Source organism: Streptomyces sp. NPDC088350, from assembly GCF_044753545.1.
Taxonomy (GTDB): Bacteria; Actinomycetota; Actinomycetes; order Streptomycetales; family Streptomycetaceae; genus Streptomyces.
In genome coordinates this window covers 164,516-183,475 of the sequence record NZ_JBIVNL010000006.1, presented here as the reverse complement: position 1 = coordinate 183,475, position 18,960 = coordinate 164,516, and the positions used below count along the sequence as shown (strand labels likewise).

Sequence of the window (18,960 nt, the reverse complement as noted above, 5' to 3'; positions counted from 1 at the left end):
AACACAGCGATCACGTCGATCACTTCGTACCGCAGCACCGTAACCCCCGCCGAACCTCTGCTGCCGCAAAGGGTGATGTCACGACCGCCGTACCGCGAAGATCGTGGTGTCGTCGGCGAGATGTCCGCCGCAGTGGGCCAGCGTGCCGTCGCGGACGTGGGCGACGAGGCGGACGGGGTCGGCGGTGCGCGGATCGGCCAGGAGACCCTCGGAGACACGTTCCTTGAGGGGGTAGAAGACGCCCGCGCTGTCGCGCGCCTCGGTCACCCCGTCGGTGACGATGAGAAGGGTCTCGCCGGGCGCGAGGGGGATGCGGAGGGTCGGCGGCGGGCCGTCCATGCCGGCCAACTCGCCCAGCCCGAGCGGGAGTCCGTGCCCGGGCGGCAGGGACCGTACCCCGAACGGGCCTACGACCAGCGGGGGTTCGTGGTCGAAGTTGACGACCTCGACCGTGGTCGGGTCGCCGGCGGGGAAGCTCAGCAGCACGGCCGTGGCGAACCGGTCGACGTCCTCGCGGCCGAGGGCGGCGAGATGCAGCCCGTGCCGCAGTATGCGGACGTCGAGGCGCGCGGCGACGGTGGCGAGGTCCGGCTCGTGGTAGCCCGCCTCGCGGAACGTGCCCAGCAGCGCCGCCGCCGCTTCCACCGCGCCGAGGCCCTTGCCCTGGACGTCGCCGACGAGGGCGCGGGTGCCGTGCAGGCCGGGCTGGATGTCGTAGAAGTCGCCGCCGACGCGGGCGACGGCGTCCGCGGCGAGGTAGACGGCCGCGTGGTCGAGGCCGCCCCAGCCCGGTGGCAGCGGGCGCAGCAGGGTGCGGCGGGTGGTCTCGGCGACGTCCCGCATGTGCAGCATGCGGCGCTCGCCGCGCACCCGGACCGCGCAGGCCAGCACGGCGAGGGCGCCGCCGACGCCGACGAGGATGAAGTCGGGCAGGCCGGTCCGGTACTGGCGCGGCCAGGAGTGGTCGGCGAGGACGTAGGTGGCCAGGCCCAGCGCCGCGAACACGGCCGTGCCGCGCACCCCGCAGATCGCGGCGGCGATACCGGGCACGAGCACGATCCACGAGACGGTCCGGAACTCGCCGCCGGTGTACCAGTCGACGAGCAGGATGGTGACGAGGACCAGCAGCGGCGGCACCCAGGCGACACTGCGCCCGCCGACCCGCAGCAGCTGCTGGCGCCGGAGCGCGTCGGGGTCCCGCCAGGCGCCGGGCACCCCGTCGAGCGGGGAGCTGCCCGAGGCGCCGTAGCGCACCGGTCCGACTCCGCGCCCGCTCACAGCCGTCAGTATGCGCCGGACATCAGTACGCGACCGACATCCGGTCGCGCGGGTGGGCGTGCTGCTCCAGTTCGTCGACGAAGGCGACCGCGTAGTCCTCGGCGCTGACGAAGCTGCGGCCCTGGTCGTCGGTCATGAACCGGTCCCCGCCCACGCGGAAGCGGCCGGTGCGTCTGCCCGGGGCGATCTCGGCGGCGGGGGAGACGTAGGTCCAGTCGAGGTCGTCGAGGGTGCGGTAGTAGGCGAGGACGTCGCGGTGGGCGCGGGCCTCGGGGAGGTAGGCCTCGGGGAAGCCGGGCTGCTCGCTGAGCACCTGCCCGGAGGCCACCTCAAGCCCTCCCGCGCCCCCGACGACCATGAGCCGTTCGACACCGGCCGCGCGGACGCCCGCGACGAGCCCCTCGTTCAGGGCGAGGAAGGGGCCGCGCGGGTCGCCGCCGTCGCGCGGCGGTACGCAGGCGGAGGCGACCGCGTCGGCGCCGCGCGCCAGCTCGGCCACCTTCTCCCGGTCGGCCGCGTCGGCCGCCGCGGCGGTGACCCCGGGGACCGGCGACTGGCCGGAGCGGCTGACCGCCAGCACCTGGTGGCCGCGGGCCGAGGCCTCGGTGGCGATCCGGCTGCCGACCATGCCGGTGGCGCCGAAGAGTACGAGCTTCATGCGCCCCAGCGAAACACGCGGCAACCGAGGCCGCACCCCGACTTGCCACCGCCTCCGCCGGGGTGTGCATTGGTAGGCGGGGGCGAGAGAGAGGAGTGCTCTCATGGCTCAAGCGGCACCCACGCCCGGCGGAATGACCGGCCGGGCCGGCAGAGCGAAAGGCTCCGGCGGATTCACCGGCCCGAGCGGTCTGCCCGACATCTTCGACACCCGCGTCCACCGCGTGGCGAAGGTGGCGATCCCGGTCGTCCTGGGGCTCGTCTACGGCTACTGGGCAGCCGCCAACCGTCGCGGCGGCGGTGCCATCACGGGCTGGAACATCCTGTTCGGCTTCGTGACGGCGCTCGCGTTCATCGTGCTGTGCCTGGCGGTGGCACGGTTCGCCCCGCTGCTGAAGCGCGAACTGCACTCGCTGGTGAAGTCCGGCTTCGCGGGCGCGGCACTCGGCTTCCTGTACAGCCAGTCCGGCGAGAGTGTCCTGCGGTCCGCGGCCGTGGGGGTCGCGACCACGGCGGGCGTCTTCCTGGTGTTCTTCTACCGCTACTACACGCGCGAGGACGGAGAGGGCAACCGCATCCGCTGACGGACGCACGGCACAAGGGTGTGGGCCCCGGCACCAACTCGGTGCTGGGGCCCACCTCGTTCTTGTACTGCTACGGCGCCCAGTTCCAGATGCCGCCGCCGCTCGACGACCCGGAGGCGCTCCAGCTCCACGAACCCGAGACGCTCCACGACCCGGAGGCCGAGGTGCTCCAGGAGTTGGAGTTGTCGCTCCAGTTCGGGTCGTTGTTCCAGTTGGAGTTGCCGGAATTGGTGCTGCCGCCGTCCTTCCAGCCCGGACACGGGTCCGAGCAGGACGGCACCCACTGGCCGCCGGTGTCGACGAACGCGGCGCTGGCCCAGCCCTGGGCGCCGACGAGCCAGTACCAGTCGGGATTCCCGTTGACGCTCTGTCCCCTGACCACGCATTGGACGCGGTCCTGACTGCCCGGAGAGAGCGTGTCGACGGCGGGTGAGTGCGTGGTGGGCGACTGCCGCACGTTCAGATCCGTGCGGGAGACGATCGTGCCCCAGATCGGACTGCCGCCACCGCCACCACCGCCATGTCCTTCGGCGTACGTGGTCGGTGCTGCCATCGCCGTGGTGCCCGCCGCCGCGACGGCGAGGGTGCCACCGGTGAGCAGGGCCGCGGCCAGAGTCCGCAGGGCCGGAGTGGTGCGCATGTTCGGCCTCCTTCTCCCCGGTTCCAGGAAACACCCGTTCGGGTCAACCCTCCACCTGAGAGCGGAATGGCCAGTTCCGCCAAGGGTTCCGAGGTCAGGGCACCCGTTCGGCTTGACATCGCACCCGAATGCAGGAAACCGGCTGGCGCACCGCGCCCTCCGCGCCTGTCCTTGAGGAGTGCCCCCACGTCTCCGGAGCGCCCTGTCGGCCGTACTCGTCGCCCTCTCCTGCTTCCTGACGCCCTTCGGCGCGCTGGCGGCCTGGGCGGCGTACGACCTGACCGACTCCGGGCGCTACGTCACCGCGATGGCGCCGCTCGCCGCGGACCCGGACGTCCGGGACGTGATCGCGGACACCGTCGGCGCGGGCATCCTGCGCGAGGTCCATGTGGGCGGGATGCGGGGCACGATGGCGCCGTTCGTGCACGACGCGGTGCGCTCGTTCACGCAGACCGAGGCCTTCCGCCTGGCCTGGGACGAGGGCAACCGCGCGACCCACGACGCCGTCCTCCAGGCCCTGGAGGACGAGGACAGGGACGGCACGGTCACCGTAGACCTGGCCCCGCTGACCACCCACATCAAACGTCAACTGGCCCACGAACACGTGCCGTTGGCGAACCGTATCCCCGTCCAGCACACCGAGGTCGCGGTCCTCGCCGCCGGTGAACTGGGCCCGCTCCGGAAGGGGTTCCACGTGCTCGAAGTCGCCGGCTTCTGGCTCCCCGTCGCCGCCGCCGTCCTCGCCGTCACCGGCATCGCCGTCGCCGTGCGCCGCCGCCGCGCGATCACGGCGACCGCCCTCGGCACGGCCCTCGGCGGCGCCCTGCTCGGCCTCGCCCTCACGATCGGCCGCCACTTCACCGTCGCCGACCTCCCGGCGGAGGTCTCCCAGGCGGCGGGGGGCGCGATCTACGACGCCCTGACCGCGACCCTGCGCACGGTCGCGTGGCTGCTGCTGGGCGTGGGTCTGACGGTGGCCGGGGCGGCCTGGCTCACCCGGTACGCCCGCCCGGCACGGGAGTTCCTGCTGCTGCGCCTCCTGCGAGACCGGCGAGCGTCCGCAACGCCCGCCGCAGATCGGGCACAGCAGCCGACGCGAGCCCAAGCCTGACCGCGTCCGGCGTCCGCTTCGGATCCACCGCGAACGCGGTCCCGGGCGTGACGGCGATCCCGTGCGCCGCCGCGGCTGCCGTGAACGTGTCCGCCCGCCACGGCGCGGGCAACTCCCACCAGGCGTAATAGGCGAGCGGATCGGACCGCACGGCGAACCCGTCCAACTCCTCGGCGACGATCCGCTGCCGCCCCGCGGCGTCCACCCGCTTCGCGGCGACCAGCCGCTCCACCGTCCCGTCCGCCATCCACCGCACCCCGGCCTCCAACGCGAAGCGCCCCGCACTCCACCCGCCCGACCGGATCGCGGCGGCCACGGCCTCGACCCGCTCCTCGGGCACGACGAGAAACCCGACGGTGAGCCCCGGCGCGACCCGCTTGGACAGCCCGTCCACGACATGGACGAGCCCGGGGGCGTGGGCGGCGAGCGGCGCGGGGGAGTCCGGACGAAGAAACGCCCAGATCCGATCCTCGACGACGGCCAGCCCCAACTCCGTCACCACACCGGCGATGTCGACCCTCCGCGCCGCACTGGTCGTCACCGAGGTCGGATTGTGGAGCGTCGGCTGAAGATACAGCGCGGAGAGCGGAGCGGAGCGATGCGCGACGGCAACGGACTCCGGACACAGCCCCTCGTCGTCCACCTCCAACGCGACGAGAGTGATCCCGAGCCGCACCGCGATCTCCTTGACCAACGGATACGTCAACGGCTCCACCCCAACCCGCCCACCCGGCCGAACCAACGAGGCAAGAGCGGCAGCGATGCCCTGCCGGGCGTTGCCGGTGAAGAGGATGCGGTGGGGGGCGGGGGGCCAGGTGGCGGGGACGAGGCGGGTGAGCGTGGCGGGAGGCCGGGTGGCGGGGACGAGGGGGGTGAGCGTGGCGGGAGCGGCGGGTACGCGGGAAGTGGCAGGCACGCGGGGAGTGGCGGGCATACTGGGCACAGCGGGCGCGCCGGAAGCGCTGGGCGTACCGGGCACGCGGGGCACGCCGGGAGTAGCGGGCGCGCCGGGCGTGCCGGGCGCGGCCGGAGCGCCGGGCGCGGCAGAGCCGCCGGGCCCGGTGGAGCCGCCAGCGTCGGCGGAGCCGACGGATATGGCAGGGCCGCCTGACGTGGCGAAGCCTCCAGGCTCGGTGAAGCCGACGGGTGTGGCGGGGCCGCCAGGCCGGGTGAAACCGCCCGCCTCGGTCAAGCCACCGGATATGGCGGGGCCGCCCGACGCGGCGAAGCCTCCAGGCTCGGTGATGCCGCCGGCCTCGGCAGAGCCGCCAGGCCCCGTGAAGCCGACGGGTGTGGCGGAGCCGCCAGCCTCTGCGGAGCCGCCAGGCTCGGTCAAGCCGACGGATACGGCGGGGCCGACGGATGTGCCAAAACCCCCCGACCCGGCGAAGCCCCCGGATACGTCGGAACCCCCCGCCCCGGCAAGCACCGCCGCCGTCGCCTCGCGGGCCGCCGCCGTGCCGGTCGCCGGGGCCGGGTGCAGGGCCTCGGTCAGGACGTCGGGGCGGAGGAGGGGGGCGAGGGCGGGAGCCAGTAGCTCCGACTGGCCCGGCGCGGAAGGGTAGTTGAGCTCCAGGTTCACCCGTGCCGTCGTCGCCGCCTCGATCAGTGCCCGCCCGTTCGGCGCCGCCGCCGCGGCCCGGACGAAGGTGCCGCGTCCGACCTCGCCCACCACCAGTCCCCGGCGCACGAGTTCGGCGTACACCCGCCCGGCGGTGGACCCGGCGATCCCGCGTCGCCGGGCGAACACCCGTTGCGGGGGCAGCTGTTGGCCCGGCCGGAGACGCCCGGACGCGATGTCGTCCGCGACACGGTCGGCGATGCGCCGGTAGTCGGCCATGGCTTCCCCCCTGCCCCCTCTCCCCGGATTGCACCGAGGGCAAAGATCTTATTGCACCGAGGAGTCGGGCGGACCTAGGGTCGATCACATGGCACCCCATACTTCGCCCTATATCCCCCTTGTCCTCATCCACGGCCACCCCTTCGACCACACGATGTGGACCCCGCAGATCGAGGCGTTCTCCCCCGCCCGCCAGGTGATCGCCCCCGACCTGCGCGGCTACGGCCGCACCAGCCGCACCCCCACACCCTCCACCGTCACCCGCTTCTCGGACTTCGCCGCCGACATCGAGGCACTGCTGGACAAGTCGAGGGTGGAGACCTTCGTGCTGGCCGGGCTGTCGATGGGCGGCCAGATCGCGATGGACTGCTACGGCCGGTTCCCCGAGCGCGTCCGGGGTCTCGTCCTCGCCGACACCTTCCCCGCGGCGGACACCCCGGAGGCCGCCCGCGTCCGGAACACCACCGCCGACCGCCTCCTGCGCGAGGGCATGCGCGGCTACGCCGACGAGGTGCTGGAGAAGATGGTGGCACCGGACGCGGACCCTCGGGTCAAGGCCCACGTGCACGGCATGATGACGGCCACCGCCCCCGAGGCCGCCGCCGCAGCCCTGCGTGCCCGTGCCCAACGCCCCGACTACCGCGACCTGTTGACCAGGGTGACGGTCCCGGCCCTGGTGGTCGTCGGCGCCGACGACACCTACACCCCGGTCTCCGACGCGGAGGCGATGCACGCGGCGCTCCCCGACTCCACGCTCCACGTGATCGACGGCGCGGCCCATATGCCGAACCTCGAACGCCCGAAGGAGTTCAACGAGATCCTGGGGGAGTTCCTGGCCCGCGTGGGATGATTTGGGCGTCTACGTCCACTGGCGGAAGGTCACCTCTTGAGCGCCGCGACCTCCGAGTGGACCGCCGCCGACTTCGTGCCCGAGCGCCACCGCGCCCGCCGTTTCACGACCTGGTGCGCCGGACTCCTCTTCACCGGCGTGAGCGTGCTCGTCGGCTGTCGTGCGGCCGACACCGACGCCGTCACCCCCGTCCCCCAACTCCTCGCCTTCCTGCCCTGGTTGCTCGCCCCCACGGGACTCGGACTCCTCCTCGCCCTGCTCACCCGCTGGCGGCTCGGCCTGGTGTGGGGCGTCGCCCTGCTCGGCCTGCTGGCGTGGTTCATCGAGCCGTACGGCAAGAGCGGTGAACCGAGCGGACCGGCGGTCGCCGAGTTCCGGGTGCTGACCTCTAACGTCGAGTTCGGGCGGGGGACCGGCTCACTGGTCCCGGTGATCCGGCGGGAGCGGCCGGACGTGGTGTTCGTGGAGGAGTGCGAGTACACCTGCCAGGCCACGCTGCGGCGGGACTTCGGCACCCAGTTCCCGTATCGGCAGGCCGTCGTCGCCGCCGGCTCGCACGGCTCGGTCGTCCTCAGCCGCTTCCCCCTCAAGGGCACGAAGGGCGTCACCGGCACGATGGGCATGCCGGGTGCCGTGGCCGACGTCCAGGGCCACCCCGTACGGCTCCAACTCGCGCACCCCATGCCCCCGTTGCCGAACCAGCTCGGCCTGTGGCGCCGCGAACTGGGCCGCCTGCGCGCCTTCGCCGCCGCCGACCCCACCACCCCGACCGTCCTCGCCGGCGACTTCAACTCCTCCCAGGACCACGCGACTTTCCGCCGCATACTCGACACCGGCCTGCGCGACGCCGCCCGTATGGCCGGACACCCCCGCACCCCCAGCTGGCCGGTGGGGGCACCTCCCCCGCCCTTCAGGCAGTGGGGGAGGTTCGCCCCGGCCTTCGGTACCCAGATCGACCACGTCCTCCTCTCCCCCGACTTCTCCACGAACAGCGCCCGCTTCCTCGACCTCGCCCACACCGACCACCGCGCGCTCCTGGTCGACATCACGCTCCACCAGCACGAATAGCCCCGAGGGCTGCCCATAATGGGCACATGTCCCGCGAGTTCCCCATCGGCCTCACACCCCCCGACTGGCTGGTGAGGAACCTCCAACCACAGCAGGCCCCCCTCAACCGGCCGGCCATCGCCCGCGCCGCCGTGGCGATGGCCCTCCCGCTCGCCGTAGGCCTGGCCACCGGACACACCGCCTACGGCGCCCTCGCCTCCATGGGCGCCCTCTCCGGCGTCATCGGCGACACCGCCGACGCCTACCGCATGCGCATCCTCAACATCGCGATCCCCCAGCTCTTCGGCGCCGTAGGCGTCACGGTGGGCGCTGCGGTGTACGGCCACGGCTGGCTCGCGGTCACCGCCCTGACGGCCATCGCACTCGCCTCCGGGATGATCTCGACGATCGGCGCGGTGGCCTCCGTATCGGGCCTGCTCCTGCTCCTCAACTCGGTGATCGGCGCGGGACTTCCACTCCCCGGCGCCTGGTGGCTGGCCCCCGTACTGATGTCGGGCGGCGGCCTCCTGGTCCTCCTCCTGGCCCTGCTGGCCTGGCCGTTGCGCTCCGGCATCCCGGAACGGACGGCGGTCGCGAACACCTACCGCACCGTCGCCGACCTCCTCGCCACCTGCGGCGACGACCCGACAGCGACCTACGACGCGGCCCGCCAGACGGTCACCCAATCCCTCAACCAGTCCTACGACCTTGTCCTCGCCCGGCGCGCCCGCCACCACGGCCGCAGCCCCGAACTCACCCGCCTGCTCGCCCAGTTGAACGCCATCACGCCGGTGGTGGAGGCAGCCCCCGCGGTCCACCAATCGGGCAGACCCCTCCCCCCACAGATCCGCGAGACGGTCCGCCACCTCGCCCACGCCGTCGAGACCGGCTACACCGGCCCGATAGGGCTCGACCTCCCCGCCCCCACCGGCGAGACGACCCGCGCGATCGACCACGCCCTGCGCCACGCGGCGGAGGTGGTCACCGCCCCCGACGTCGACCCACGCGGCATCGACGACCGCCTGGGCCGCCCGGCCGCGCTCCGCATCCGAGCCACCCGGGCCGCCCGCAACGTCCTCCTCTCCTCCGGCTCCTGGCGCTACGGCCTGCGCCTGGCGGTCTGCATCGGCCTGGCGCAGGTGCTGGTGTCGACGGTCCCGGTACCGCGCTCGTACTGGGTCGCCCTCACCATCACGTTCGTCCTGAAGCCCGACTTCGGCTCGGTCTTCTCCCGGGCGCTGCTGCGCGCGCTGGGCACGGTGGCGGGACTGGTGATCGCGGCGGCGGTGCTGTCGGCGGTGCCAAGGGGCTGGTGGGACGTCCTGGTCCTGCTCCTCCTGGCCCCGCTGATCCCCGCGCTCACCCCCCGTGGCTACGGCTACCAGACGATGGCGATCACCCCGGTGATCCTGCTCCTGTCCGACGTCCTGAACCACCAGGGCACGGCCCTGCTGCTCCCCCGCCTGGTGGACTCGCTCATCGGCTGCGGGATCGCGCTGGTGGCGGGCTATCTGCTCTGGCCGGAGAGCTGGCACACACGGGTGGGCGACCGCCTGGCGGAGGCGGTGGCGGACACGGCGAGATATGTGGAGACGGCGTTCGGCACTTCAGACCCTTCCGACCCTTCTGACCCTTCCGAACCTTCTGGCCCATCCGACCCTTCCGAACCTTCTGGCCCTTCTGGCCCATCTGGCCCATCTGGGGCGAAGGGTGACCCGGCCGCCCGCGCCCGCATGCGCCGCCGCCTCTACCGCGACCTGTCCGTCATCCGCACCGAGTTCCAACGCGCCCTCACCGAACCCCCGCCCACCGGCCGCCTGGCCGCCGGCTGGCTCCCGCTCGTCGTCGCCGTGGAACGCATCGTCGACGCGACGACGGCGGCGAGGGTACGGGTGAAACACGGGGCACCGCCGCCGTCACCGGCCGAGGTGGCTCAAGTCTCGCTCCAACTGCGGGAGTTGTCGGAGGGCGTACGGGGGTCGGAGGTGCTGGTGGAGGTCCGTACGGATCTGACGGGCCCGGCGGAGAGTGTGCTGGAGCCGCTGCGGCAGGAGGTGGCGGCGGCACGGGCGATCGCTTCCCCGCACTGAGGTCACGTCGTGGCGTCACTCAGGTCACGGTGTTTCGTGAGCGGGCGGCGTGTCCGCCGCGAACGGGCAGGTGAACGGGTGAGCGAAGTGGTGGCCGAAACAGGGGGTGTTGACGAGACGCGTCCCACGCGCCTTGCCCCTGCCTAAGATCGCCATCCGAGGCCGCTAACCTTACGTGTCCGTCCTGGCCAGGGATTGACGGCTTCAACTCACGCGAAGGGTTGCGCACATGGGCATTCTCACTCTCCTGCGGAATGCGTTCGGCAGGTCACGCAAGGAGCGTGCCGCCGAGACAGAGGGTGCGGAACGCACTCCTTCGCAAGAGCAGCCGACCACGGTGACAGGGGAACCGGGCGCGAAGGTCCCGTCCCCCTCCACGGAACCCGACCTCGCCCCCACCCCCGCCCCCACGGCAACGGCCCAGGTCCCGGAACCCCGCACATCCTCCACGTCCACGTCCACGTTCGAGGACGACGAGCACGAGCTGGTGGCAGCGGCCTTCGACAACGTCGCGGTACCCAAGCCGACACCGACACCGTCGCTGGAGACCACGGACGTCACGGAGGCTGCGGGGGAGCGGGAGCCCGAGCCGGCGGCTGAGACTGTAGTCGAGCCGGTCGTCGAGACTGAGCCGCCCGCGATGGCTGAGCCGCTTGTCGAGCAGGTCGCGGAGACCGAGTCGCTTGTCGAGCCGACTGCGGAGGCCGAGCCGGAGACAGAGCCTGCGGCTGAGGTAACTCCGGCAGCGGAGACCGAGCCGATCGTCGAGCCGTCCGCAGAGGCCGAGCCGATCGTTGAACCGGTGGCGGAAAACAAGCCGGTCGCCGAGCCGGAGGCAGAGCCCGCGGCTGAGGTGACGCCGACGGCGGAGACCGAGCCGGTTGTCGAGCCGGAGGCGGAGGCCAAGGCAGTCGTCGAGCCGGACGCGGACGCCGAGCCCGCGGCTGAGGTGACCCCGCTGACGGAAGCCGAGCCCGTCGCCGAGCCGGAGGCAGACGCCGAGCCGGTCGCCGAGCCCGAAGCAAAGGCCGGGCCCACGGCCGAGGCGGACCCCGAGCCCGAGGCGGAGCCCGTCGCCGAGGTCACCCCCGAGGCGGAAGCCGAGCCCGTCGTAGAGCCGAAGGCAGCGGCCGAGGCGGAGCCCGTCGCGGAAGCGACCCCTGAGGCGGAGCCGACCACCGAGCCCGTGGCCGAGGTCGTACCGGAGCCGGAGGCTGAAGCCGAAGCGGAGCCCGCCACAGCCCCCGAACCCGTCGCCGAACCCGTCGCCGAACCGGTCGCCGAACCCGTCGCGGAGGTCACCCCCGAACCGGAGCCCGCAGCCGCTGAGGCACCGGAACCCGCGGCCGCAGCCGAGCCCGAACCCGTACTGGCAGCCGCAGCCGCAGCCACTGCCTCAGCGGCATCCAATGCTGTCGCCGCTGCTGCTGTCGCCGCAGCCGCCGACGGCGAGGACGCCCCACAGGGGCCACCCGCACCCGACGACGAAAGCGTCACGGGCGGTGCGGGTGGGGAAACGATCGAGGCCGAGGGCGCAGCCGAGGCCGTGGGGGCCGGTTCCGCCGCACTCGCCCTCTCCAAGGCCGACCTCACCGGTACCCGAGCGAAGCTCTACCTCGTCCTCGACCGCTCCGCGAGCATGCGCCCGTACTACAAGGACGGCTCCGCCCAGGCCCTCGCCGACCAGACCCTCGCCCTCGCGACCCACCTGGACCCCGACCCCACCCCCACCGTCCACGTCGTCTTCTTCTCCACGGAGGTCGACGGCACCACCGACCTCACCGACACCTCCCCCGAGAACGCGATCGACGACACCCACGCCGGCCTCGGCCGCATGGGCCGCACCAGCTACCACGCCGCCGTAGAAGCCGTACTCGCGCACTACGACAAGAACGCCACCCCCGGCACCCCCGCCCTCGTCGTCTTCCAGACGGACGGCGCCCCGGACGCGAAGACCCCGGCCACCCAGTCCCTCACGGACGCCGCGAAGTCGCACGCCTCGGTCTTCTTCTCGTTCGTCGCGTTCGGCGACCACGAGAACAAGGCGTTCGACTACCTCCGCAAGCTGAAGACCGACAACACGGCCTTCTTCCACGCGGGCCCGACCCCCCTGGAGCTCACGGACGCGGAGCTCTACGACGGCGTACTGATCGACTGGCGCCCGTAGCACCACCGCGCAGACGAACCCGTGCCGCCCGCTTCCCACCCCGTAAAACGGGAGGCGGGCGGCACACCCGTGTCGGCTACGATTTCAAGGTTCGCAAGACGCGTTCGCACCACACGGAACGCACCAGCCAGACCGACCTGGGAGCAGCCCCCCGATGGCTCGACACCTCATCACCAGCGCCCTTCCGTACATCAACGGAATCAAGCACCTGGGCAACATGGTGGGGTCCATGCTCCCGGCGGACGTGTACTCCCGCTACCTCCGCCAGCGCGGCCACGACGTCCTCTACATCTGCGCGACGGACGAACACGGCACCCCGGCGGAGCTGGCCGCGAAGGAGCAGGGCATCCCGGTCGCCGAGTTCTGCGCACAGGCGCACGACGCGCAGAAGGCGGTCTACGACGGCTTCGCGCTCGCCTTCGACTACTTCGGCCGCAGCTCCTCCCCCCAGAACAGGGAGATCACCCAGCACTTCGCCCGCCGCCTGAACGAGAACGGCTTCATCGAAGAGCGCGCGATCCGCCAGGTCTACAGCCCGACGGACGGCCGTTTCCTCCCGGACCGCTATGTCGAGGGCACCTGCCCCCACTGCGGCTACGACAAGGCCCGCGGCGACCAGTGCGAGAACTGCACCCGAGTCCTGGACCCCACCGACCTGATCAACCCGCGCAGCGCCATCTCCGGCTCGACGGACCTGGAGGTCCGCGAGACCAAGCACCTCTTCCTCCTCCAGTCGAAGCTCCAGCACGAGGTCGAGGAGTGGGTCGCCGCCCACGAGGAGGAGTGGCCGCAGCTCGCCTCGTCCATCGCCCGCAAGTGGCTCACCGAGGGCCTGCACGACCGCGCGATCACCCGCGACCTGGACTGGGGCGTCCCGGTCCCCGCCGACACCTGGCCGGAGCTGGCGGCGGACGGCAAGGTCTTCTACGTCTGGTTCGACGCCCCGATCGAGTACATCGGCGCGACGAAGGAATGGTCGGACGCGGCCCCCGAGGGCGAGACGCGCGACTGGAAGTCGTGGTGGTACGAGAGCGATGCGACCGTCCGCTACACGGAGTTCATGGCCAAGGACAACGTCCCGTTCCACACGGTGATGTTCCCGGCCACCGAACTCGGCATCCGCGAGCCCTGGAAGAAGGTCGACTACGTCAAGGCCTTCAACTGGCTGACGTACTACGGCGGAAAGTTCTCCACGTCCCAGAAGCGCGGCGTCTTCACCGACCAGGCCCTGGACATCCTCCCGGCGGACTACTGGCGCTACTTCCTGATCGCCAACGCCCCCGAGTCGGACGACTCGTCGTTCACCTGGGAGCACTTCACCGCCACGGTGAACAAGGACCTGGCCGACACCCTCGGCAACTTCGTCAACCGCGTCCTGTCCTTCTCCAAGAAGCGCTTCGGCGACGAGGTCCCGGCGGGCGCGGCGGCGGGCGAGCCGGAGACGAAGCTGGGCGAGCAGATCGCCGACCTGCTCGCCGAGTACGAGACCCAGATGGAGGCCCTCCAGTTCCGCAAGGCCGCGGCGGCGCTCCGCGCCCTGTGGTCGGCGGGCAACTCCTACCTGGAGGAGAAGGCCCCCTGGCTGGAGATCAAGACCGACCCGGAGGCAGCGGCCCTCACCCTGCGCACGGCGATGAACCTGATCCACCTCTACGCGGTGGTCTCGGAACCCTTCATCCCGTCGTCGTCGGCGGCCATGCGCCAGGCCTTCGCGTTGAAGGACGACACGGCGACGTGGGTGTCCGCGGACGAGGCGAAGTCCCTCACCACCGTCCCCGCAGGCACCCCCTTCACCGTCCCCCCGGTCCTCTTCGCGAAGCTCACGGACGAGGACCTGGAGACGTACAAGGAGCGGTTCGGCGGCCACCAGGGATGACCCGATGACGTACTACGTCACCACCCCCATCTACTACGTCAACGACGCCCCCCACCTCGGCCACGCCTACACCACCGTGGCCGCCGACGTCCTCGCCCGCTGGCACCGCCGGCGCGGGGAGGACGTCTGGTTCCTCACGGGCACGGACGAGCACGGCCAGAAGATCCTGCGCACGGCCGAGGCGAACGGCGTGCCCCCGCAGGAGTGGGCGGACCGCCTGGTCGAGAACTCCTGGAAGCCCCTCTGGGACCACCTGGCCATCTCGAACGACGACTTCCTCCGCACCACCGAGCGCCGCCACACGGACCGCGTCCAGGAGTTCGTACAGGACCTGCACGACAACGGCGAGATCTACAAGGGGAGTTACGAGGGCCCGTACTGCGTGCACTGCGAGGAGTACAAGCTCCCGGGCGAGCTGATCGAGGCGGAGGACGGCAGCGGGACTCCGCTGTGCGCCATCCACCGCCGCCCGGTCGAACTCCTCAAGGAGGAGAACTACTTCTTCAAGCTCAGCGGCTACGGCGACCGTCTCCTCGCCCACTACGACGCCCACCCGGACTTCGTCCAGCCCGCCTCGGCCCGCAACGAGGTCGTGAACTTCGTCCGCCGGGGCCTCCAGGACCTGTCGATCTCCCGCTCGACCTTCGACTGGGGGGTCAAGGTCCCCTGGGACGAGTCGCATGTGATCTACGTCTGGTTCGACGCCCTCCTCAACTACGCCACCGCCGTGGGCTACAACGAGAACCCGGCGAGGTTCGAGGCGACCTTCCCTGCCGACGTCCACCTGGTCGGCAAGGACATCCTCCGCTTCCACGCGGTGATCTGGCCGGCGATGCTCATGGCCAACGGCCTGCCGCTGCCGGGCCGGATCGCCGCCAACGGCTGGCTGCTGGTCGGCGGCGAGAAGATGTCCAAGTCGAACCTGACCGGCATCAGCCCCCAGACCCTGACCGCGCACTTCGGCGTGGACGCCTACCGCTGGTACTTCCTGCGCGCGATCGCCTTCGGCCAGGACGGTTCGTTCTCCTGGGAGGACTTCACCGCCCGCTACACCAGCGAACTCGCCAACGGCTACGGCAACTTGGCGTCCCGGGTGGCCGCGATGACGGTCAGGTACTTCGACGGCGCGCTGCCCGCACCGGGGGAGGAGACCGAGGCCGAGCGCTCACTCAAGTCGGCTCTGCTCACGGCGACTTCGGAGGCGGACCGCCGTATCGGCGACCAACTCGACTTCCAGGGCGGCATCCTGGCCGTCTTCGACTTCGTCCGCCAGGTCAACGGCTATCTGACCGACCAGGAACCCTGGAAGGTCGCCAGGACCGACTCCCCCGAGGCCCGCACCCGCCTGGCGACGATCCTCTACACGGCCGCGGACGCACTCCGAGCGATCGCGATCCTCCTCGAACCGGTCATGCCGGACACATCCCAACGCCTCTGGGACTCCCTGGGCGCCTCGACGTCCCTGGGCCCGCTACGGGACCAGCGCATCCGGCAGGCCTCCGACTGGGGCCGCCTCCCGCCCGGCTCCCCGGTGACGAAGGGCGCGGTCCTCTTTCCGCGCCTTGAGGACCGTACGGCTGAAGGCACGGCTCCTTGAGCAGAACTCATCCTTCGTCGCCGTGCCCCACTCCCCGATGCCCCGGGGGCAACTCGGCGGGGTCGTGCGGGCTCGCTGACCGACCCCGCCGTAGACGTGTTCGCGCCAACCCGTAAGGTTCCGCCATGGCAGTCCCCGAGGTCATTCCGATCGCCTACGAGCCGAATCAACGCAGCGGCGCCGTCGGCCGCTACGCGGACGGCCAGTTCCTGGCGTCGGTCACCTACGCGTTCCCCCAAGGCTTCCGTCCCGACGACGGCTGGGAGGAGCAGAAACGTCTCTACACGGTGCTCCACACCTTCGACTCCGCGGGCCGGTACCGCGACTCGGAGATCTGGTGCGCCGGCACCTGGGCCGAGCAGCAACGCGCCCCGCACGGCGACGACTCGGTCCTCTCGCAGGCCCGCATCCACCTGGCGAAGCTGCTCCGCGCCCTCCCCCGCCGCAGCTACACCGACATCGCGGTCCGCCCCTTCCAACGCACCGTCGACGGCGTGCTGTTCGGCCTGCTGGTCGAGGAGGACGAGGACGGCGGCTGGGCGGAGCTGTACCCGGACCGGCACGCCTTCGGGCCGCCGTGGGACGGCACGTACGACAGCTGAGCCGGCGTCGAGCCCGCAGTGCCGCCGTGACCGTCGCGGACCTGAACCGCGACGGGGCCCAGCGGCACCGTCGGTGTCTCCTCCAGTCGGTGTCTCCTCTAGGAGAGGACGCCGGCGCCCGTCGTGGTCGCGAGTTCCGTCGGCAGGTTCTTGGCGGTGGCCTCCAGGCCGGCCGTGAGGGTCGGCGTCCAATTGACCGTGGTCTTCAGCTTCTTGGAGTTCGCGGCGTTGTAGGCGGCGACGAGGTCGGTGGCCGTGCCGTTGACGAGGTTGCCGCTGCCCGCGATGGAGCCGGTTCCGTCGCCGCTGAACAGCTTGCCGAGCTTCTGGCTCGCGGACACCTTCCAGTAGTTGTTCTGGACGACGACCTGCGCCTTGGCACGGGAGTTGACGCTGTAGAGGAGCGTGTAACCGTTGAGGGCGGTCGTGTCGTAGTAGTTGTTGTAGATGTGGATCTGCCCGATCCGGGACAGCGGCGCCCGCTGGACGATCCCCTTCCACACGTTGTGGTGGATGGAGACGCGCAGCTTGCCGACGCTGTCGGTGTCGCTGCTGCCGATCAGCATCGTCTTGTCGTGGTTGGTGAACTGGTTGCGCTCGACGGTCACCAGGTCCGAGCCCTTGGTGATGTCGAGGTCGCCGTCGTGGATCTGGTACTGGCGGCCGTAGTACGCCGGGTCGGAGGTGTCGAGCCCCGGCGCGTCCGTGAACGTGTTGTGGTCCGCCCAGACGTGCGTGGCACCGCGCAGCGTCACGGCGTCGTACTGCGAGTTCCAGTTGCCGCTGTCGCCGTCCGTGGGGTCCCACTGCGGGAAGCAGTCCTGGGTGGCGGCGAAGGTCAGGTTGCGGACGATGACGTTGTCCACGCCCTGCACCTGGAGCATGCCGCCGGTGATCCCGGCCTTGGTGCCGGGCACGCCCACGACGGTCGTGTTGGCCGGCACCTTGAAGACGATGTTCTTCGCCTGCTTGACCTGCGCGGCGTGCCGCGCCTTCTCCTGCGTACCGGAGGGCAGCTTGGAGGTGCCGTAGGTGGAGGGGGCGTAGTCCTTGAGGTACGTGGACAGCGAATAGCCGGTCCCCGCCGAGTAGTCGGCGCAGGTCAGCTTCTTCCCGCTGTCGTCGGTGTTGGCGTCGATCGTGCCCTTGATCTTGACGATCCGCGGGGTGGTGTCACTCGTGGACCCCAGCGCCTTCACGAGCTGGGCGCGGGTGCTGACGGTGAAGGTGTGCGCGGCGTCGGCCTTCGCGCCACCGGTGGTACCGGTCCCGGACGACGCCCAGCCGTCCTTGGCGCCGAGCGTCTGGTGGAACAGGTCGACGGAGGCGGAGGTACTGGCGGCGTTCGCGCTGAGCACGAGGAACCCGGCACCGATGCCTGCGGCGGCTGCGGCAGCGGTGACGACGACCGTGCGGCGCTTGCGGAGGGAGCGGCGGTGGGACGGGGTAGGGACGGGAGAAGCGGTGGCCACGGGGGAGTCCTTCGGTGCGGTGAGGGGGTTACGACTCCTCAGTGGCCGTCAGGATCAAGAAGGTTGCCGCGAGACGCCAACTTTCTTGATCCTGCGCACAATTACGGCCTACGCCCTATGAGGATGCCGAAGCCGACGCGCTCGGCTGGGTGTCCGTGCTGTCGTGCGTCTCGTCCGGGGCGACGCCCATCGTCAGGTGGGCGCGGACACCCTTGGCGATGCGCTTCTTGTCGTACGCGAGGTAGAGCAGGCCGCCTTCGTGGCCGTTCTGCGGGTAGATCGTGTCCTCGGTGAGGGTGGTGCGGGTGGTGGTGTTGGTGGAGTACGGCTCCACCTTCGCCGAGGCCAGCACCGACTTCTCGTCGAAGAACAACTGGCCCGTGTGGCAGGTGTGTCCGCCCTCGTAACCGGCGTCCGTCCACTTGCCGTCGACGTGCACCTTGACGTGGATGTGCACGCAACGGCCCTGGTACCAGCCCGGGAACACCGTCTTGAAGGTGACGTAGCCGCGCTTGTCGGTCTTCCAGGTGCCGCGCAAGTACCGCTCGTCGTCGGTCGGTTCGGAGTGTCCGCCGCCGGTTCCGCCGGAGGGGGCACCGGACGGGGGTTCGCCGGTGGGGGTACCGGACGGTGTGTCGGTCGGCGTACCCGAGGGCGCGTCGGTAGGAGCACTTCCACCCCCACCACCTCCGCTGCCCATCGCCTCGTAACCGGAGTAGACGCCGAGGGCGGTGCAGTGCCAGATGTCGACGGCCGCGTTCCTGACCGGTTTGCAGGTCTCCGCGTCGATCACCTTGAGCGTGAGGGTCATGGGAATGCCCTCCTCGTCCTCGGTGATGTCCTGCCGGATCTTGTCGGCGTCGATGTAGTACGGCCCCTCGGTGGTCTCCGAGGTGAGTGTGTAACACGTCTCGGCACCGCTGGCCGTGCCCTTCGCGGACACGGGCGAGGCGGCCCCGTCCGCGAACGCACTCGCGGCGAGCCCACCCCCGACACCGACCGCGGCGACGGCCGCCCCACCCACGACGACGACCTTGCGGCGGGTCAAGTCCCGTTTGTGCGTGGGCGATTCGTTACGTGATCCGCTGTGCGGCTGTTCCGGCGACTGGTGCGCTGTTTCGTTTCCCGTCATGCCCGGACGGTAGGTAA

Annotated in this window: 15 protein-coding genes and 1 pseudogene; 9 read left to right on the top strand and 7 right to left on the bottom strand. The window is 71.2% G+C overall.

Annotated elements, in window-relative coordinates; translation table 11 throughout:
• Positions 1–78: 78 nt before the first annotated feature.
• Both ACIQBL_RS22245 and ACIQBL_RS22240 read right to left on the bottom strand, forming a co-directional pair.
• On the bottom strand, positions 79–1,254 hold the full coding sequence (locus ACIQBL_RS22245) for a PP2C family protein-serine/threonine phosphatase (RefSeq protein WP_401945058.1): 1,176 nt from the start codon (positions 1,252–1,254) through the stop codon (positions 79–81).
• Positions 1,255–1,300: 46 nt separating this feature from the next.
• Positions 1,301–1,936, bottom strand: a complete 636-nt coding sequence (locus tag ACIQBL_RS22240) for an NAD(P)-dependent oxidoreductase (protein WP_401944325.1) — start codon at positions 1,934–1,936, stop codon at positions 1,301–1,303.
• Between the two features lie 103 nt (positions 1,937–2,039).
• Here ACIQBL_RS22240 and ACIQBL_RS22235 point away from each other — a divergent pair, with 103 nt between their 5' ends.
• Positions 2,040–2,519, top strand: a complete 480-nt coding sequence (locus ACIQBL_RS22235; RefSeq protein ID WP_401944323.1) for a hypothetical protein — start codon at positions 2,040–2,042, stop codon at positions 2,517–2,519.
• A 70-nt stretch (positions 2,520–2,589) separates the two neighbouring features.
• Here ACIQBL_RS22235 and ACIQBL_RS22230 read toward each other — a convergent pair whose 3' ends face one another.
• Positions 2,590–3,159 carry an SH3 domain-containing protein gene (locus tag ACIQBL_RS22230; protein ID WP_401944321.1) on the bottom strand — a complete coding sequence of 190 codons (570 nt, stop codon included), beginning with the start codon at positions 3,157–3,159 and terminating at the stop codon, positions 2,590–2,592.
• A 178-nt stretch (positions 3,160–3,337) separates the two neighbouring features.
• On the opposite strand from ACIQBL_RS22230, the gene ACIQBL_RS22225 reads away from it, so the two are divergent.
• The gene (locus ACIQBL_RS22225) at positions 3,338–4,270 is read left to right on the top strand and encodes a hypothetical protein (protein ID WP_401944320.1); all 933 of its coding nucleotides are present in this window, start codon (positions 3,338–3,340) and stop codon (positions 4,268–4,270) included.
• On the opposite strand, the gene ACIQBL_RS22220 is transcribed toward ACIQBL_RS22225, so the two are convergent.
• Positions 4,152–5,474: an aminotransferase class I/II-fold pyridoxal phosphate-dependent enzyme gene (locus ACIQBL_RS22220; RefSeq protein WP_401945057.1), complete on the bottom strand. Its 1,323-nt coding sequence runs from the start codon at positions 5,472–5,474 to the stop codon at positions 4,152–4,154. The genes ACIQBL_RS22225 and ACIQBL_RS22220 overlap by 119 nt on opposite strands.
• A gap of 498 nt (positions 5,475–5,972) precedes the next feature.
• A pseudogene (locus ACIQBL_RS22215) lies at positions 5,973–6,110 on the bottom strand (GntR family transcriptional regulator); the annotation flags it as partial.
• 88 nt (positions 6,111–6,198) lie between these two features.
• Here ACIQBL_RS22215 and ACIQBL_RS22210 point away from each other — a divergent pair.
• The 7 genes from ACIQBL_RS22210 (at position 6,199) to ACIQBL_RS22180 (ending at position 16,339) form a co-directional block, all read left to right on the top strand.
• A complete protein-coding gene (locus ACIQBL_RS22210; RefSeq protein ID WP_401944318.1) occupies positions 6,199–6,960 on the top strand; it encodes an alpha/beta fold hydrolase in 762 nt (253 codons plus the stop codon).
• A gap of 36 nt (positions 6,961–6,996) precedes the next feature.
• Complete coding sequence (locus ACIQBL_RS22205) at positions 6,997–8,028, top strand: endonuclease/exonuclease/phosphatase family protein (protein ID WP_401944316.1); 1,032 nt, start codon at positions 6,997–6,999, stop codon at positions 8,026–8,028.
• 26 nt (positions 8,029–8,054) lie between these two features.
• Positions 8,055–10,097, top strand: coding sequence for an FUSC family protein (locus ACIQBL_RS22200; protein WP_401944314.1), 2,043 nt, complete (start codon positions 8,055–8,057; stop codon positions 10,095–10,097).
• A gap of 229 nt (positions 10,098–10,326) precedes the next feature.
• Entirely contained in the window at positions 10,327–12,264 is a 1,938-nt protein-coding gene (locus ACIQBL_RS22195; protein ID WP_401944313.1) for a VWA domain-containing protein, read from the top strand.
• 154 nt (positions 12,265–12,418) lie between these two features.
• Positions 12,419–14,140 carry a methionine--tRNA ligase gene (metG, locus tag ACIQBL_RS22190; protein ID WP_401944311.1) on the top strand — a complete coding sequence of 574 codons (1,722 nt, stop codon included), beginning with the start codon at positions 12,419–12,421 and terminating at the stop codon, positions 14,138–14,140.
• A 4-nt stretch (positions 14,141–14,144) separates the two neighbouring features.
• Positions 14,145–15,737 carry a methionine--tRNA ligase gene (metG, locus tag ACIQBL_RS22185; protein WP_401944309.1) on the top strand — a complete coding sequence of 531 codons (1,593 nt, stop codon included), beginning with the start codon at positions 14,145–14,147 and terminating at the stop codon, positions 15,735–15,737.
• A gap of 125 nt (positions 15,738–15,862) precedes the next feature.
• Positions 15,863–16,339, top strand: coding sequence for a hypothetical protein (locus tag ACIQBL_RS22180; RefSeq protein ID WP_401944307.1), 477 nt, complete (start codon positions 15,863–15,865; stop codon positions 16,337–16,339).
• A 98-nt stretch (positions 16,340–16,437) separates the two neighbouring features.
• Here the strand turns inward: ACIQBL_RS22180 and ACIQBL_RS22175 are convergent, their stop codons facing one another.
• Entirely contained in the window at positions 16,438–17,811 is a 1,374-nt protein-coding gene (locus ACIQBL_RS22175) for a polysaccharide lyase family 1 protein (RefSeq protein WP_401944306.1), read from the bottom strand.
• A 115-nt stretch (positions 17,812–17,926) separates the two neighbouring features.
• Complete coding sequence (locus tag ACIQBL_RS22170; RefSeq protein WP_401944304.1) at positions 17,927–18,943, bottom strand: intradiol ring-cleavage dioxygenase; 1,017 nt, start codon at positions 18,941–18,943, stop codon at positions 17,927–17,929.
• Positions 18,944–18,960 lie beyond the last annotated feature (17 nt).